16 protein-coding genes are annotated in these 16,949 nt (G+C 70.4%); all 16 read left to right on the forward strand.

The annotated features are described in order from the left end of the window. Window positions 1-193 precede the first annotated feature (193 nt). The 16 genes from B9O00_RS26795 (at window position 194) to infB (ending at window position 16,911) form a co-directional block, all read left to right on the forward strand. Window positions 194-601 (forward strand): Ros/MucR family transcriptional regulator, encoded by a 408-nt coding sequence (locus B9O00_RS26795; protein WP_085125796.1) that lies wholly within the window; start codon window positions 194-196, stop codon window positions 599-601. Window positions 602-713: 112 nt separating this feature from the next. Next, on the forward strand, window positions 714-1,157 hold the full coding sequence (locus B9O00_RS26800; protein ID WP_085125797.1) for a Fur family transcriptional regulator: 444 nt from the start codon (window positions 714-716) through the stop codon (window positions 1,155-1,157). Between the two features lie 76 nt (window positions 1,158-1,233). Beyond that, window positions 1,234-2,064 (forward strand): GNAT family N-acetyltransferase, encoded by an 831-nt coding sequence (locus B9O00_RS26805; protein WP_085125798.1) that lies wholly within the window; start codon window positions 1,234-1,236, stop codon window positions 2,062-2,064. Next, window positions 2,061-2,921 carry a lysophospholipid acyltransferase family protein gene (locus tag B9O00_RS26810; RefSeq protein WP_218822960.1) on the forward strand — a complete coding sequence of 287 codons (861 nt, stop codon included), beginning with the start codon at window positions 2,061-2,063 and terminating at the stop codon, window positions 2,919-2,921. Before B9O00_RS26805 ends, B9O00_RS26810 begins: the two co-directional genes overlap by 4 nt. 75 nt (window positions 2,922-2,996) lie before the next feature. After that, window positions 2,997-4,418 (forward strand): tRNA (N6-isopentenyl adenosine(37)-C2)-methylthiotransferase MiaB, encoded by a 1,422-nt coding sequence (gene miaB, locus B9O00_RS26815; protein WP_268810792.1) that lies wholly within the window; start codon window positions 2,997-2,999, stop codon window positions 4,416-4,418. Between the two features lie 12 nt (window positions 4,419-4,430). After that, window positions 4,431-5,426 carry a PhoH family protein gene (locus B9O00_RS26820; protein WP_179243990.1) on the forward strand — a complete coding sequence of 332 codons (996 nt, stop codon included), beginning with the start codon at window positions 4,431-4,433 and terminating at the stop codon, window positions 5,424-5,426. Between the two features lie 17 nt (window positions 5,427-5,443). Continuing rightward, a complete protein-coding gene (gene ybeY, locus B9O00_RS26825; protein ID WP_085125800.1) occupies window positions 5,444-5,974 on the forward strand; it encodes an rRNA maturation RNase YbeY in 531 nt (176 codons plus the stop codon). Beyond that, window positions 5,971-6,888, forward strand: coding sequence for a hemolysin family protein (locus B9O00_RS26830; protein ID WP_085125801.1), 918 nt, complete (start codon window positions 5,971-5,973; stop codon window positions 6,886-6,888). Before ybeY ends, B9O00_RS26830 begins: the two co-directional genes overlap by 4 nt. Then, the gene (lnt, locus tag B9O00_RS26835; RefSeq protein WP_085125802.1) at window positions 6,885-8,522 is read left to right on the forward strand and encodes an apolipoprotein N-acyltransferase; all 1,638 of its coding nucleotides are present in this window, start codon (window positions 6,885-6,887) and stop codon (window positions 8,520-8,522) included. The genes B9O00_RS26830 and lnt overlap by 4 nt, the downstream gene beginning before the upstream one ends. A gap of 180 nt (window positions 8,523-8,702) precedes the next feature. Then, a complete protein-coding gene (locus tag B9O00_RS26840; RefSeq protein WP_085125803.1) occupies window positions 8,703-9,152 on the forward strand; it encodes a helix-turn-helix domain-containing protein in 450 nt (149 codons plus the stop codon). 205 nt (window positions 9,153-9,357) lie between these two features. Next, entirely contained in the window at window positions 9,358-10,539 is a 1,182-nt protein-coding gene (gene metK / locus B9O00_RS26845; RefSeq protein ID WP_085125804.1) for a methionine adenosyltransferase, read from the forward strand. Window positions 10,540-10,571: 32 nt separating this feature from the next. Then, entirely contained in the window at window positions 10,572-11,300 is a 729-nt protein-coding gene (gene trmB, locus B9O00_RS26850) for a tRNA (guanosine(46)-N7)-methyltransferase TrmB (RefSeq protein WP_085125844.1), read from the forward strand. Between the two features lie 181 nt (window positions 11,301-11,481). Then, on the forward strand, window positions 11,482-12,021 hold the full coding sequence (gene rimP / locus B9O00_RS26855; RefSeq protein WP_218822961.1) for a ribosome maturation factor RimP: 540 nt from the start codon (window positions 11,482-11,484) through the stop codon (window positions 12,019-12,021). Between the two features lie 17 nt (window positions 12,022-12,038). After that, entirely contained in the window at window positions 12,039-13,601 is a 1,563-nt protein-coding gene (nusA, locus tag B9O00_RS26860; protein ID WP_085125806.1) for a transcription termination factor NusA, read from the forward strand. Beyond that, a complete protein-coding gene (locus tag B9O00_RS26865) occupies window positions 13,601-14,287 on the forward strand; it encodes an RNA-binding protein (protein WP_085125807.1) in 687 nt (228 codons plus the stop codon). Before nusA ends, B9O00_RS26865 begins: the two co-directional genes overlap by 1 nt. 14 nt (window positions 14,288-14,301) lie before the next feature. Beyond that, entirely contained in the window at window positions 14,302-16,911 is a 2,610-nt protein-coding gene (infB, locus tag B9O00_RS26870; RefSeq protein WP_143596357.1) for a translation initiation factor IF-2, read from the forward strand. Window positions 16,912-16,949: the final 38 nt, after the last annotated feature.

Here is a 16,949-nt window from a genome sequence, read left to right on the forward strand (position 1 = left end):
TGTTCGACTCCCGAGCAGGGATGGCGACCTCTGCAACATAAAGCAGAACCGGTCTGTTTCTTAGATCATTACCCTTAAAACGAAAATCTGGCGGTCCCTGGCCTGGCTTTGCTGGCCTTGTTTGAATAGAGTTGCAAGGATCGTCCCGTATGAATATATAGCGACGAATTCCCTGTCCGAGCCGAGAGAAACAATGACCGAAGAAGCGAAAACGAACGAATTGTTGAGCCTCACGACGAATATCGTTGCTGCCCATGTGTCGAACAATTCGATCGCGGCAGCCGATCTTCCCGGTCTGATCCGCGATGTCTATACGAGCTTGGCAACTGTCGGCGGGGCGCCGGCCAAGGACGCCGAGCGGCCGACGCCGGCCGTCCCGGTCAAGAAATCGGTCATGCCAGACTACATCGTCTGTCTGGAGGACGGGAAGAAGCTGAAGATGCTGAAGCGGCATCTGAAGACTGCCTACGACATGACGCCCGAGGAATACCGCGAGAAGTGGGGCCTGCCGGCCGACTATCCGATGGTCGCGCCGAACTACGCCAAGCAGCGCAGCAAGCTGGCCAAGCAGATCGGCCTCGGCACGCGCCCGCGCGGATAGACCGCTGCCCTAACCGCTTGACGACTCGCCGGGGGCGCGCGATGGCTTGGGCTTTCGCGCGCCCTTTCGCTATACTCGGGCGACGCGTCGCGGAGCAGGGTAGGGAGCGAGGATGCCGGACCGGCTTGAGCGCCGCTGCATCGAGAAGGGGCTGAAGATGACCGACCAGCGCCGGGTGATCGCCCGCGTGCTGTCGGAAGCCAGCGATCACCCGGACGTCGAGCAGGTCTACATGCGGGCGACGGCGCTCGACCCGCGCATTTCGATCGCCACGGTCTATCGCACGCTCAAGCTCTTCGAAGAGGCGAGCATCCTCGAGCGGCACGACTTCGGCGACGGCCGGGCGCGCTACGAGGAAGCCAGCGAGGCGCACCACGACCACCTGATCGACATGAACTCGGGCGAAGTCATCGAGTTCTACAATGCCGAGATCGAGCGCCTGCAGCGGCTGATCGCCCAGGAGCTCGGCTACAAGCTGATCGACCACCGGCTCGAGCTCTACGGCGTCAAGGCGAAGGATCGCGGCGCCGCGCGCGACGAGTCCGGCAAGGCGTGAGCGGCCGGCGCCCGGCAGCGATCCCGGCGACGGTCCCAGCGACGACGGTCCCAGCGACGGCGACCCCAGCGAGAGCATGAACGACAGCGGCAGCGACAGAGCGAGACTTGCCAAGGCCCGGCCGGGACGCCCGGTCGACGAGCGGCTGCGTGGCCTGCACCTGCGCCTGGCCGAGAGCGAGGCCGAGATCGAGGCCTCGCAGCGCCTGCGCTATCAGGTCTTCGTCGAGGAGATGGGCGCCGAGGCGACCCCGGAGCGCGTCTCGACCGGCCGCGAGCACGACCGCTTCGACGCCTTCTGCGACCACCTGCTGCTGTTCGACACCGAGCGCGACGCCGTGGTCGGCACCTACCGCTTCATGCGCCGGCTGCAGGCCGACGCGGCCGGCGGCTTCTATACGGCGACCGAGTACGACATCGCCTGCCTGCTGGCCTATCCCGGCGAGATCATGGAGCTCGGGCGCTCCTGCGTGCACCCGGCCTACCGGACCGGCATCGCCATGCAGCTGGTCTGGCGCGGCATCGCCGCCTACGTCGCCTACCACGAGATCACCCTGCTGTTCGGCTGCGCCAGCCTGCACGGCACCGACCCCGACGAGCTGTCGGTGCACCTCTCCTATCTCTACCACCACCACCTCGGGCCGCCGGCGCTGCGGCCGCGCGCCCTGCCCGAGCGCTATACCGAGATGAACCGCCAGCCGGCGGACAGCTTCGACCCGCGCAAGGCGATGCAGAACCTGCCGCCGCTGATCAAGGGCTACCTGCGGCTCGGCGGCTACATCGGCGAGGGCGCGGTGGTCGACAAGGACTTCGGCACGACCGACGTCTGCGTCATCGTCAAGCCGGACCTGGTGACCGAGAAGTACCGCCGCCACCTGACCCGCGTCCGGCCCGGAGACGCGCCGTGAGGCCGGCCGAGGGCTACTTCGGCTCGCCGTTTCTGGCCCTGCGGCGCATCCTGCTGTTCGTCGGCCTGACCTTGGCGCTGATGCCGGTCCAGGCGGTCCTGCTGCTGGTCCATGCCCGCCTCGCCAAGCGCCTGCCCTTCTGGTACCACCGCCAGGCCGCGCGCTGCCTGGGCATCCGGGTCGAGCGGCGCGGCCGGCCGCGGCGCCAGCATCCGACGCTCTATGCCTGCAACCATGTCTCCTACTTCGACATCACGGTGCTCGGCAGCCAGCTTCAGGCCTCGTTCATCGCCAAGAAGGAGGTCGCCGACTGGCCGTTCTTCGGCTGGCTGGCCAAGCTGCAGCGCTCGGTCTTCGTCGACCGCCGGCGCAGCCAGAGCGGCGTGCAGCGCGACGAGATCCAGCGGCGGCTCGAGGCCGGCGACGACCTGATCCTGTTCCCCGAGGGCACCAGCAGCGACGGCAACTTCGTGCTGCCCTTCAAGAGCGCGCTGTTCAGCGTCGCCGAACGCCGGGTCCGCGACACGCCGCTGGTCGTCCAGCCGGTCTCGATCGCCTACACCCGGCTCGACGACGTGCCGATGGGCCGCTACCTGCGGCCCTACTTCGCCTGGTACGGCGACATGGAGCTGGGCGGCCATCTCTGGGAGAGCCTCGGCCTCGGCCGGCTGACCGTGGTCGTCGAGTTCCACGAGCCGGTGACCATCGAGGCCCTGGGCAGCCGCAAGGCCCTGGCCGACCACTGCCACGCCATTGTCGAGGCCGGAGTCGCACGCGCCATCTCGGGCCGCCTGCCGCCGCGCGAGAAACGCCGCCGGCGCTTCGGCCGCAAGCGGGCGAACGTTGCCGCCGGCTGACGGAAGATGCTATGGAACGGGCGGAAGCCCGCGCGCGAGGAGCGTGACCGCGTCGTCAAGGGGTCGCGCCGAACGGTGACGACGAAAAAGCTCTACATCAAGACCTACGGCTGCCAGATGAACGTCTACGACTCTGCCCGTATGGCGGACGTCCTGGCGCCGCTCGGCTATGCCGCGACCGAGGTCCCGGAGCAGGCCGACCTGATCCTGCTGAACACCTGCCACATCCGCGAGAAGGCCAGCGAGAAGGTCTTCTCCGAGGTCGGCCGGCTGCGCCCGCTGAAGCAGGCCGCCGAGGCCGCCGGCCGCCGGCTGGTGATCGCGGTCGCCGGCTGCGTCGCCCAGGCCGAGGGCGAGGAGATCCAGCGCCGCGCCCCGGCGGTCGACATCGTGCTCGGCCCGCAGACCTATCACCGCCTGCCGGAGCTGGTGCGCCGCGCCGAGGGCGGCGAGCGCGGCCGCGGCCTGGTCGACACCGACTTCCCGGTCGAATCGAAGTTCGACTTCCTGCCGGAGGAGACCGGCGGCCAGGGCCCGGCCGCCTTCCTCTCGGTGCAGGAGGGCTGCGACAAGTTCTGCAGCTTCTGCGTCGTGCCCTACACGCGCGGCGCCGAGAGCTCGCGCCCGGCCGCCCAGGTGCTGGACGAGGCGCGCCGCCTGGTCGCCGCGGGCGCCGTCGAGATCACCCTGCTCGGCCAGAACGTCAACGCCTACCACGGCGAGGCGCCGGCGACGGCCGCCGGTGCGCCCTCGAGCTGGGGCCTGGCCCGCCTGATCGCCGCGCTCGCCGAGATCGAGGGCCTGGAGCGGATCCGCTACACGACCTCGCATCCGCGCGACATGGACGACGAGCTGATCGCCGCGCACCGCGACGTGCCGGCGCTGATGCCCTACCTGCACCTGCCGGTCCAGGCCGGCTCCGACCGCGTGCTGGCGGCGATGAACCGCAAGCACAGCGCCGACGACTACCGGCGCCTCGTCGAGCGGCTGCGCGCCGCGCGCCCCGACCTCGCTCTGTCGGGCGACTTCATCGTCGGCTTCCCGGGCGAGCGCGACCAGGACTTCGCCCAGACGCTGCGCCTGGTGTCGGACGTCGGCTACGCCCAGGCTTATTCGTTCAAGTACTCGACCCGTCCGGGAACCCCGGCCGCCGCGGTCGAGGAGCAGGTCCCCGACCCGGTCAAGGCCGAGCGCCTGGCCATGCTGCAGCAGCTGCTCGGCGCCCAGCAGCTCGCCTTCAACCAGGCGAGCGTCGGCCGCCGCCTGCCGGTGCTGCTGGAGCGTGCCGGCAAGCACGCCGGACAGCTGGCCGGCCGCAGCCCCTACATGCAGTCGGTGACGCTCGAGGCGCCGCCGCGCCTGCTCGGCCGCATCGCCGAGGTCGAGATCCTCGAGGCCCACCCGAACAGCGTCAGGGGCCGGGTCGCCGCCATCGAGCCGGAGCCCGTCCGGGTCGATTCCGCCGCGCGCGGCTGCGCCGCGGCTTCCGCCGCCTGAGGGACCGGCCGCTTGACCCGACAGCCCCATGAGCTGCAGTTCGACGACAAGGCGCTGGTGCCCCTGCTGTTCGGCCAGCACAACCGCAACCTGGCGAGGCTAGAGCAGCACCTCGGCGTGTCGATCGATTCCTTCGGCAACACCGTCACGGTGCGCGGCTCCGAGGAGGACCAGGGCCGCGCCGAGCGGGTGCTCGGCGCGCTCTACAAGCGGCTGAAGAAGGGCATGCCGGTCGACGAGCAGGAGATCGACGCCGCGGTGCGCATGCTCAGCGACCGCGAGGAAAAGGAGACGCTCGACGCGCTGCACGGCGACAGCCTCAGGCTGGTCACCAAGAAGCGCCACGTCACGCCGCGCTCGCCCGGCCAGATGGCCTACGTGCAGGCGCTGCTCGACAACGAGCTGGTCTTCGGCATCGGCCCGGCCGGCACCGGCAAGACCTACCTCTCGGTGGTCGTCGCGGTCTCGATGCTGCTGCAGGGCCGGATCGACCGCATCATCCTGTCGCGCCCGGCGGTCGAGGCCGGCGAGCGCCTGGGCTTCCTGCCCGGCGACCTCAAGGAGAAGATCGACCCCTATCTGCGCCCGCTCTACGACGCGCTCCACGACCTGCTGCCCGGCGACCAGGTCAACAAGCGCCTGGAGACCGGCGAGATCGAGATCGCGCCGCTCGCCTTCATGCGCGGCCGCACCCTGGCCAACGCCTTCATCATCCTGGACGAGGCCCAGAACACGACGCCGACCCAGATGAAGATGTTCCTGACCCGGCTCGGCGAGAACAGCCGCATGGCGGTGACCGGCGACCTCTCGCAGATCGACCTGCCGGGCCACCAGCACTCCGGCCTGCGCGACGCGGTGCACCTGCTGGCCAAGCTCGACCGCGTCGCCTTCGTCCAGTTCACCGACGCCGACGTGGTCCGTCATTCGCTGGTCACCAAGATCGTCCAGGCTTACGACGCGCGCGACAAGGCGGGCGGCCTCGAGGCCGACCTGTTCGACGGCCGCTAGACGGAGGCGGCAGGCAGATGGGCGAACCCCCGAGTAGCCTTTCTCCGGATGGCCGGAACGAGATCGCTGTCCTGGTCGAGGACGCGGCCTGGACGGCCGCTTTGCCCGCGGCCGAGGCGATCGCCGAGCGCGCGGCGCTGGCCGCCCTCGCCGCCGAGGCCGAGCCCGCCGAGGCGCTCGAGCTCTCGGTGCTGCTGGCCGACGACGCCACGGTGCGCGACCTCAACGCCCGCTACCGCGGCCAGGACAAGCCGACCAACGTGCTGTCCTTCCCGGCCGGGCTGGACGAGGCCCTGCCCGGCGAGGCGCGGCTGCTCGGCGACCTGGCGCTCGCCTTCGGGACCTGCCGGCGCGAGGCCGAGCAGCAGGGCAAGAGCCTGGCCGACCATCTGAGCCACCTGGTGGTGCACGGCACCCTGCATCTGCTCGGCCACGACCACGAGGAGGAGGCCGAGGCCGAGCGGATGGAAGGCCGCGAGCGCGCGGTGCTGGCCGGCCTCGGCATCGCCGACCCCTACGCCGAGGGCGCCGGGGACCCGGGACGATGAGCGAGGCCTCGGTCCAACGCGGCGGCCTGCGCCGGCTCAGCCACAAGCTGCGCAACCTGCTCGGCGGCCGCAACGGCGATCACGAGCAGCAGCTGCGCGACACCATCGAGGAGATCATCGGCGAGATCGAGGAGGCCGACGAGGAGACGGCCCAGCCGATCGGCGACCACGAGCGCCAGATGTTCGCCAACATCCTCAAGCTGCGCCACCTGACCGCCTACGACGTGATGATCCCGCGCGCGGACATCGTGGCCGTCGAGGTCGGCGCCTCGCTGGAGGACCTGATCGCCCTGATGGGTCAGGCCGGGCACAGCCGTGTGCCGGTCTACCGGGAGACGCTCGACGACCCGATCGGCATGGTCCACATCAAGGACGTGCTCGGCTATTCGGCGAACAAGCGGCACTTCAAGCTGGCCAACATCATCCGGCCGATCCGCATCGTCGCGCCCTCGATGCGGGTCGTCGACCTGCTGCTCGAGATGCGCCTGAAGCGCAGCCACATGGCGCTGGTCGTCGACGAGTTCGGCGGCATCGACGGCCTGGTCACGATCGAGGACCTAGTCGAGGAGATCGTCGGCGAGATCGAGGACGAGCACGACGTCGCGGAGGGCCCGAAGCTGGTCTGGCGGCCCGACGGCAGCCTGGTCGCCGACGCCCGCACGACGATCGAGGAGTTCGAGGAGGCGGCCGGCCCGGTGCTTTCGGAAGAAGAGCGGGACGCCGACATCGACACCCTCGGCGGCCTGGTCTTCTACCTCGCCGACCGCGTGCCGAGTCGCGGCGAGCTGATCGAGCATCCGACCACCTCGATCGTCTTCGAGGTGCTGCAGGCCGATCCGCGGCGCATCAAGCGGCTGCGCCTGCGCAACCTGCCGACCCGGCCGGACCGGAGCGAAGAGGGCAGCGCCAAGTGACGGCCGTCCTAGCGGGACAGCGCGCGGCCGGCGACCGCTTGGCCCGCTGGGCCGACCGCCTGCGAAGCCTGGGCGGCTGGCGCCAGCTCGGCCTCGCCCTGCTGCTCGGCGCCCTCGCCGCGACCGCCCTGCCGCCGCTCTACCTGGTGCCGCTGCTGGTGCCGGCCTTCACCGGCCTGGTCTGGCTGCTCGAGGGCTGCCGCGGCTGGAAGCGCGCCTTCCTGGTCGGCTGGGCCTTCGCGGTCGGCCACCACCTGGTCGGACTCTACTGGGTCGGCATCGCGATGACCGTCGACCTCGCCCGCTTCTGGTGGTTCCTGCCGATCTCGGTGCTCGGCCTCGCCTTCGGCCTCGGCCTGTTCGTCGCCCTCGGCACCGCCCTGTTGCGCGGCCTCGGCCTCCGGGGACCGGCCCTGGTGCTCGGCCTCGCCGCCGCCTGGCTGGCCGGCGAGTTCGCCCGCGGCCACGTCCTGACAGGCTTTCCCTGGAACCTGATCGGCACGGTCTGGACCTTCGATGCGGTGCCGATGCAGGCCGCCTCGCTGTTCGGCGTCTGGGGACTGAGCGCCGTCACGCTGCTCGCCGCGCTGGCCCCGGCCGTGCTCGCCGGCCCCTGGCGCCGGCGTCGGCGCTTCGTCGCGCTCTCGGCCCTGCCGCTCGCCGCCTGCCTGCTGTTCGGCGTCGTCCGCGTCGGCCTGGCGCCGCCGCCCGGTGCCGCGGTCAATCCGGACGTGCGCCTGCGCCTGGTCCAGCCGAGCATCTCCCAGCAGGAGAAGTGGCAGCCGACCCGGCGCAGCCAGAACGTCGCCGACCAGATGCTGCAGAGCCTGAGGCCCGGCTTCGAGCAGAAGACCCTGGTGATCTGGTCGGAGACCGCGATCCCCTTCCTGCTGAACCGCGACCCCGACCTGCAGAAGGTGGTCAGCCGCGTCGCGCCGCCGGGCGGCTACCTGCTGGCCGGCGCGCCGACCCTGGAGCCGGCGCCGGCCGGCGCCCCGGCCGGCGCCGCCGGCACGCTCTACAACTCGCTCTACGCCATCGCGCCCGACGGCCGGGTCGAGGCCCGCTTCGACAAGGTGCATCTGGTACCGTTCGGCGAGTACATCCCGCTGCGCGGCCTGCTCAAGGCGCTCGGCTTCGGCAGCCTGACCGGCGGCAACTTCTCCAGCGGGCCCGGCCCTCGGGTGCTGCACCTGCCCGGTATCCCGCCCTTCTCGCCGCTGATCTGCTACGAGGTGATCTTCCCGAGCCGCGTCTATCCGCCGCGCGGCCCGCGCCCGGACTGGCTGCTGAACATCACCAACGACGCCTGGTTCGGCGACTCCTCGGGGCCGCACCAGCACTTCGCCAGCGCCAAGCTGCGCACCGTCGAGGAGGGCCTGCCCCTGGTGCGCGACGCCAACAACGGCATCTCGGCCGTCGTCGATCCCTACGGCCGGGTACTGGCCGAGCTGCCGCTCGACGCCGTCGGCAACCTCGATTCCGTGCTGCCGCGGCCACTGCCGCCGACGCTCTACGCCAGGATCGGCCGCTGGGTGATGCTGCCGCTGCTCCTGCTGCTGCTGCTGCCGGCGGTGCTGCTGCGCGGGGTTCCGGCCGCCGCCCCGGTGTCCCCCACCAATGAAAACGTGTAAAACTCAGTAGTTTTTTCTCTTATTGAGTATAGTGCCGGCAATTTCCCAGAATACCCGGTTGTGCCGCAAAATATTCGACTTGTCGTTTTAAGAGAACGATTTAAGGAATGGTTGACGAGATCACGATTCATGAAATAAGACGAAATTCCTTAGACATCGATTGAAATCAGGAGCAGCCGTATGCCCAGAGGCAGGCGTCCCGGGAGCGGTCGGGGCGGGGGACCCAATCCCGTCGACGTGCATGTCGGCCAGAGGGTCCGTCAGCGCCGGACCCTCATGGGTCTCAGTCAGGAGAAGCTGGGCGAGGCCCTCGGGCTGACCTTCCAGCAGGTCCAGAAGTACGAGCGCGGCGCCAACCGCATCGGTGCGAGCCGGCTGTTCGACCTGGCCAACATCCTCGACACCGACGTCAACTACTTCTTCGAGGACATGCGCGCGGACGTCGCCGCCGCGGCGCCGAGCAAGCTGCACGGCCAGTCCGAGCCGGCCGAGACGGCCGGGCCCGAGCCGGACCCGATGGCGCGCCGCGAGACGCTGGAGCTGGTCCGGGCCTACTACCGGATCGGCAATCCCCAGGTCCGCAAGCGGCTGTTCGAGATGACCAAGGCGCTGGCGCAGATCTCCGACTGACATAGGCCGGACGGCCTCTCGGCACGCGCCGGCACCTGCCTGCGCGCCGGGCGCGTGCGGGACCGGAGCGGGCCGCGACCTCCGGTCCCACTGCCCCCTTGCAGGCGGTGGTGCGAATCGGCATGTTGGCGGCCTTCCAGCGCGGCAATTTTGTCACGAGGTCGCGCCCTCGCCTTGCGCAGAAATTTCTCGAAAGGGTCATGCCTTGAAGAAAGGAAACTATCTTTTTACCAGCGAATCGGTGTCCGAGGGCCATCCTGACAAGGTCTGCGACCGTGTCTCCGACGCCATCGTCGACGCCTTCCTGGGGCACGACCCGTACGCACGCGTCGCCGTCGAGACGCTCTCGACGACCAACCGCATCGTGCTGGCGGGCGAGGTCCGCTCGACGCCCGAGACCGTCAAGAGCGTCAGCGACCAGATGGAGGACATCGCCCGCCGAGCCATCCGCGAGATCGGCTACGAGCAGGCCGGCTTCCACTGGAAGACCCTCGACTTCCACAACTATGTCCACGAGCAGTCGGCCGACATCGCCATGGGCGTCGACGCCGCCGGCAACAAGGACGAGGGCGCCGGCGACCAGGGCATCATGTTCGGCTTCGCCTGCGACGAGACGCCGGAGCTGATGCCGGCGCCGATCCAGTACTCGCACAACATCCTGAAGTCGCTGGCCGAGGCCCGCCATTCCGGCGCCGAGCCGCGGCTGCTGCCCGACGCCAAGAGCCAGGTGACCCTGCGCTACCAGAACGGCAAGCCGGTCGCCGCCACCTCGGTCGTGGTCTCGACCCAGCACAGCGGCGAGATCGACCAGGACGAGGTCCGCGAGATCGTCCGGCCGCACGTCCTGAACGTCCTGCCCGACGGCTGGATGTGCCCGGAGGAGGACTTCTACGTCAATCCGACCGGCCGCTTCGTGATCGGCGGTCCCGACGGCGACGCCGGCCTGACCGGCCGCAAGATCATCGTCGACACCTACGGCGGTGCCGCGCCGCACGGCGGCGGCGCCTTCTCGGGCAAGGACCCGACCAAGGTCGACCGCTCGGCCGCCTACGCGGCGCGCTACCTGGCGAAGAACGTCGTCGCCGCCGGCCTGGCCCAGCGCTGCACGATCCAGCTTTCCTACGCCATCGGCATCTCCAAGCCGCTCAGCGTCTACGTGATGTGCGACGGCACCAACGAGGTCGACCAGGACAAGCTGAGCGGCGTGCTGCAGGAGCTGATGAACCTGTCGCCGCGCGGCATCCGCGAGCACCTCGGCCTCAGCAAGGCGATCTACGCGCGGACCTCGGCCTACGGCCACTTCGGCCGCGCGCCGGAGGCCGACGGCGGCTTCTCCTGGGAGCGCACCGACCTGGTGCCGGAGCTGAAGCGCGCCTTCGGCGCGTGACGCCGACCGCCCTGCGACCGGAGCGCGGCGCCGTGCCGCAACGGGACGACGGGGAGCGACCGCGCAAGACGTTGCATGGCCGCCGCCAGGGCAGACCCCTGCGCGGCGGCCTTCGCGATCTGGTCGAGCAGCGCCTGCCGGCGTTCGAGCTCCGGCTGCCCGACGCGGGCCGGCTCGACCCGGCGGCGGCCTTCGAATCGCCGGGGCCGCGCCCGCGCGCGCTCTGGCTCGAGATCGGCTTCGGCGGCGGCGAGCACCTGGCCTGGCAGGCGGCGCGGCATCCCGAGGTCGGGATCATCGGCTGCGAGGTCTTCGTCAACGGCATCGCGACGCTGCTGCGCGCGCTCGAGGAGACCGGCAGCGGCAACGTCCGGATCTTCCGCGACGACGCGCGGCGGCTGATCGAGGCACTGCCCGACGCCTGCCTGGAGCGGGTCTTCCTGCTGTTTCCCGACCCCTGGCCGAAGCGACGCCACGCCAAGCGCCGCTTCGTGGCGCCGGCGACGCTCGACGCCCTGGCCCGGGTGCTGCGCCCGGGCGGCGAGCTCAGGGTCGCCAGCGACGATCCGACCTACCAAGCCTGGGCGCTCGCCCACCTGCTGGCGCACCCGGCCTTCGCCTGGACCGCGAAAAGCGCCGCCGACTGGCGCCGGCGGCCGGCCGACTGGCCGCCGACCCGCTACGAAGCCAAGGCGCTGGAGAGCGGCCGGCACCCCGTCTATTTGGCCTTCCAACGCGTCGCACGCGCAGAATGCCCTTGAAATCTGGCCTGCTTCGCGCTTAATTCCCCAGCAAGCCATAGGGCTTGACGGAATGACGATCCGTTAAGTCAGAGAAAACATGGTGGGCCAACGGCCCGCCATTTTTGTTGGTCCAACCCCAACTGTCGGAATGGCGAAGGGCTTGAACGCGCAACCCGCGGGCGAAACGGATTATGGACAGGTGCTGCCGGCCGAGGCCGCAGCCTTCTCCCTGACCAGCGAAGGCAAGGCCGCCGAGGTCGAGCGCCTGATCGCACCCACGGTGGCCGACCTCGGCTTCGAGATCGTGCGCGTCCAGCTCGGCGGCGGCCAGCGCCGGCCGACCCTGCAGGTCATGATCGAGCGGCCGGACGGCAGCCTGGCCATCGAGGACTGCGTCGCGGTCAGCCATGCCGTCTCGGCGCTGCTCGAGGTCGAGGACCCGATCGACGGCGCCTACGAGCTCGAGGTCTCGTCGCCGGGCATCGACCGGCCGCTGACCCGGGCCAAGGACTTCCTGCGCTGGGCCGGCTACGAGGCGAAGGTCGAGCTCAAGCTGCCGATCGAGGGCCGCCGGCGCATCAAGGGCCGCCTGATCGGCCTGGAGGGAACGGACGTGATCCTGGCGGAAGCCGCCGGCCAGCCGCAGGTGCGCCTGCCCCTGTCCGCGATCGGCAAGGCCAAGCTGGTGTTGACCGACGATCTGCTCGCCGCCGGACAGGCCGGCGAGCCGGACGCCTGAGTTTGGGAAGAGGAACGATGGAACCGCAGACCCTGCACCGTACCGAGCTGCTGCAAGTGGCGGAGGCCGTAGCCCGTGAGAAGGGCATCGAGCCCGGCGAGGTGATCGTCGCCATGGAGCAGGCGATCCAGAAGGCCGGCCGCGCGAAGTACGGTCAGGAGCACGACATCCGGGCCGAGATGGACCGCCGCACCGGCGAGATCCGGCTGCGCCGCTACCTGACGGTCGCCGATCCAATCGAGAACGAGTTCACCGAGGTCGACCTCAAGACCGCGCAGCTGCGCAAGCCTGACGCCAAGCTCGGCGACGTGCTGATCGACGAGCTGCCGCCGATCGACCTCGGCCGCATCGCCGCCCAGACCGCCAAGCAGGTCATCGTCCAGAAGGTCCGCGAGGCCGAGCGCACCCGCCAGTACGAGGAGTACAAGGACCGGGTCGGCGAGATCGTCAACGGCATCGTCAAGCGCGTCGAGTTCGGCAACGTCACGGTCGACCTGGGCAAGGCCGAGGCAATGATGCGCCGCGACGAGACGCTGCCGCGCGAGAGCCATCGCACCGGCGACCGCGTGCGCGCCTACATCTACGACGTCCGCCAGGAGATGCGCGGGCCGCAGATCTTCCTGTCGCGCGCCCATCCGCAGTTCATGGCCAAGCTGTTCGCCCAGGAAGTGCCGGAGATCTACGACGGCATCATCGAGATCAAGTCGGTCGCCCGTGATCCGGGCAGCCGCGCCAAGATCGCGGTGATCAGCCACGACTCCTCGATCGACCCGGTCGGCGCCTGCGTCGGCATGCGCGGCAGCCGCGTCCAGGCGGTGGTCGGCGAGCTGCAGGGCGAGAAGATCGACATCATCCCCTGGTCGCCGGACCCGGCGACCTTCGTGGTCAACGCCCTGGCGCCGGCCGAGGTCACCAAGGTCGTGCTCGACGAGGAGCAGGGCCGCATCGAGGTCGTGGTCCCCGACGAGCAGCTGTCGCTGGCGATCGGCCGGCGCGGCCAGAACGTCCGCCTCGCCTCGCAGCTGACCGGCTGGGACATCGACATCCTGACCGAGGAGGAGGAGAGCGCGCGGCGTCAGGAGGAGTTCCGCAGCCGCTCGCAGATGTTCATCGACGCGCTCGACGTCGACGACGTGATCGCCCACCTGCTGGTCGCCGAGGGCTTCACCTCGGTCGAGCAGGTCGCCTACGTGCCGCTCGACGACCTGAGCGACATCGAGGGCTTCGACGAGGAGGTCGCCGAGGAGCTGCGCCAGCGCGCCCAGAACTTCCTCGACGAGCAGGAACGCCAGAACCAGGAGCAGCGGCGCACGCTCGGCGTGACCGACGAGGTCGCGGCGATCGAGGGCCTGAGCGCGGCCATGCTGGTGCGGCTCGGCGAGAAGGGCATCAAGACGCTCGACGATCTGGGCGACCTGGCCGGTGACGAGCTGGTCGAGCTGCTCGGCGAGCTGGCGCCCGGCGAGGAAGAGGCCAACAACATCATCATGGCGGCCCGCGCCCACTGGTTCGAGAACGAGCCGGCCGGGGCCGCCGCCGGGGACGAGCCCCAGGAGACGGAGGCCGGCGAAGAGGCGTGATGCTGGCGGAGATGCAACAGCCCCTGGCGGAGACGGCCGAGGATCTCGGGCTCGACGAGCCCGATTCCGGCCCGGTCCGCCGTTGCCTGGTGAGCGGCGAGCGCCTGCCGAAGGAGGAGCTGTTGCGTCTGGTCGTCGGTCCCGACGGCGCGCTGGTGCCCGACCTGGCCGAGCGCCTGCCGGGACGCGGCCTGTGGATCCGGCCGCGCCGGGAGCTGGTCGAGACCGCGGTCAAGCGCCGTCTCTTCGCACGCGCCGCCAAGGCGCCGGTCACGGTGCCGGCCGACCTCGCGGAGCAGCTCGGCAGGCTGCTGCGGCGGCGGACCCTGGAGCGGATCGGCCTGGCCAAGCGCGCCGGCGCCCTGGCGGTCGGCCACGACCAGGTCCGTGCGGTGCTGGACTCCGGCCGCGCGCTGTCGTTGATTCAGGCGAGCGACGGCTCGATCAGCGAGCGGGATCGCATCGCCGCGCTCGGCCGCGGCCGCAATCCCGGCCTCGTGGTCTGGCGCCTGCTCGGCTCGGCCGAGCTCGGCGAGGCCCTCGGACGCGCGACGGCCGTGCACTTGGCCGTGACCGACGCTAGGATGGCGGCCCGCCTGGACCGGGACCTCCGGCGGCTCGCAGACTACGAGACGACGGCCTCGAACGACACGCCCGACACGGCACCCGGCGCACCGGTGGAATGAGAGTTCTGGAAGACATGAGCACGAACAACGAAAGCCAAGAGGCCAAGAAGCCGCTGACGCTGAACCGGCCGAAGAAGCTCGAGCTGAAGAAGACGGTCGAGACCGGCCAGGTCCGCCAGTCCTTCAGCCACGGCCGCACCAAGACCGTCCAGGTCGAGGTCAAGCGCAAGCGCACCTACCGGCCCGGCGACGGCGGCAAGATGACCGCGGTGGCCGAGGAGGCCCAGGCCGAGGAGGCGGAGGCGGAGGCGCGGCAGCGTCCGATCCCCGAGGCGCTGCGCAACCTGCGGCCGGAGGAGCGCGAGGCGCGGATGCGCGCGCTCGAGCAGGCCAAGGAGGACACGGCGCGCCGCGAGGCCGAGGAAGCCGAGCGCCGGCAGCGCGAGGCCGAGGAGGCCGAGCGTCGCCGCCTGGAGGCCGAGGAGCGCGCCCGGCGCGAGGCCGACGAGGCCGCGCGCCGTGCTGCGGCGGGCCTGCCCGAAGCACCGGCCGCCGCCGAGGTTGCCGAGCCCGAGGCGCCGGCCGAGGCCGGCCCGGCCGAGCCGGAGCCCGAGGCTGCCGAGCCGGCGGGCGAGCCGGCCGCCGCGCCGGTCGCGCGCGAGGTCGAGCGGGTCGCCCGTCCGACGCCGAAGACCCGCGAGGCCGAGCAGGAAGAGGCCCGGCTGGTCAAGAAGAAGGTCGCCGCCAAGGCGCCGGCGCCGTCGCGCGCCAAGGGCGAGCCGAAGCGCCGCCAGGGCAAGCTGACGATCAGCCAGGCGCTCGACGACGAAGGCAACGAGGACAGGATCCGCTCGCTGGCCGCGGTGCGCCGCCAGCGCGAGCGCGAGAAGCAGCGTGCCCGCGAGCAGCTGCAGTCAGGACAGAAAATCGTGCGTGAGGTCACCATTCCCGAGGCGATCACCGTCCAGGAGCTGGCCAACCGCATGGCCGAGCGCGGCGGCGAAGTAGTCAAGACGCTGATGAAGATGGGCGTCATGGCGACGATCACCCAGTCGATCGACGCCGACACGGCGGAGCTGGTGGTCGAGGAGTTCGGCCATCGCTCGAAGCGCGTCTCGGCCCAGGACGTCGAGATCGGCCTGCGCGGCAGCGCCGACGACGACGCCCTGCTCCGGCCGCGCGCGCCGGTCGTCACGGTCATGGGCCATGTCGACCACGGCAAGACCTCGCTGCTCGACGCCCTGCGCAAGACCGACGTTGCGGCCCACGAGGCCGGCGGCATCACCCAGCACATCGGCGCCTACCAGATCGAGGTGCCGAGCGGCGACAAGATCACCTTCCTGGACACGCCGGGCCACGCCGCCTTCTCGGAGATGCGCTCGCGCGGCGCCAACGTCACCGACATCGTCATCCTGGTGGTCGCCGCCGACGACGGCATCATGGCCCAGACGATCGAGGCGATTAACCACGCCAAGGCCGCCGGCGTGCCGATCATCGTCGCGATCAACAAGATCGACGTGCCGGGCGCCAACCCGAACAAGGTGAAGCAGGCGCTGCTGCAGCACGAGCTGGTGCCCGAGGACATGGGCGGCGACGTGATCTGCGTCGAGGTCTCGGCCAAGACCCGCCAGGGCCTGGACAACCTGCTCGACATCCTGCTGCTGCAGGCCGAGCTGCTCGAGCTCAAGGCCAACCCGGAGCGCAATGCCGAAGGCACGGTCGTCGAATCGAAGCTGGAGCAGGGCCGCGGCGCCGTCGCCACGGTGCTGGTGCAGCGCGGCACCCTGAAGGTCGGCGACATCTTCGTCGCCGGCGCCGAGTCGGGCCGCGTCCGCGCGCTGCTCAACGACCGCGGCGAGCGCGTCGAGAGCGCCGGCCCGTCGGTGCCGGTCGAGGTGCTCGGCCTGTCGGGCACGCCCGAGGCCGGCGACGACCTGGTCGTCGTCGAGGACGAGGCCCGGGCCCGCGAGATCGCCAGCTTCCGCGCCGACAAGAAGAAGACGGCAACGATGGCGACCCAGGGCCGCGGCACTCTGGAGCAGATGCTCAGCGCGATCCGCGAGGGCGAAGCCAAGACCATGCCGCTGATCGTCAAGGCCGACGTGCACGGCTCGCTGGAGGCGATCCTGGGCGCGCTGGAGAAGATGGCGACCGAGGAGGTCCGGCCGGAGATCCTGCACTCGGCGGTCGGCGGCATCAACGAGTCGGACGTCACCCTGGCCCGCGCCTCGGGCGCCATGATCCTGGCGTTCAACGTGCGCGCCAACGCCCAGGCCAGGGACCTCGCCAAGCGCGACGGCGTCGACATCCGCTACTACTCGATCATCTACGAGCTGATCGACGAGATGCGGAAGGCGCTGGGCGGCCTGCTGGCCCCCGAGCAGCGCGAGGTCTTCCTGGGCTACGCCGAGATCCGCGAGGTCTTCAACATCACCAAGGTCGGCAAGGTCGCCGGCTGCATGGTCACCGAGGGCACCGTCAAGCGCGGCGCCAAGGTGCGCCTGCTGCGCGACGACGTGGTCGTCCATGCCGGCACCTTGAAGACCCTGAAGCGCTTCAAGGACGAGGTCCGCGAGGTCCAGCAGGGCTACGAGTGCGGCATGGCCTTCGAGCACTACGAGGACATCGCCGTCGGCGACAGGATCGAGTGCTACGAGGTCGAGGAGGTGGCGCGCACGCTCTAGGACGCGGCCGCCCCGCCGCGTCCTGAGCGGTCGCCCGC

Source organism: Tistlia consotensis USBA 355 (genome assembly GCF_900177295.1).
GTDB classification, from domain to species: domain Bacteria; phylum Pseudomonadota; class Alphaproteobacteria; order Kiloniellales; family DSM-21159; genus Tistlia; species Tistlia consotensis.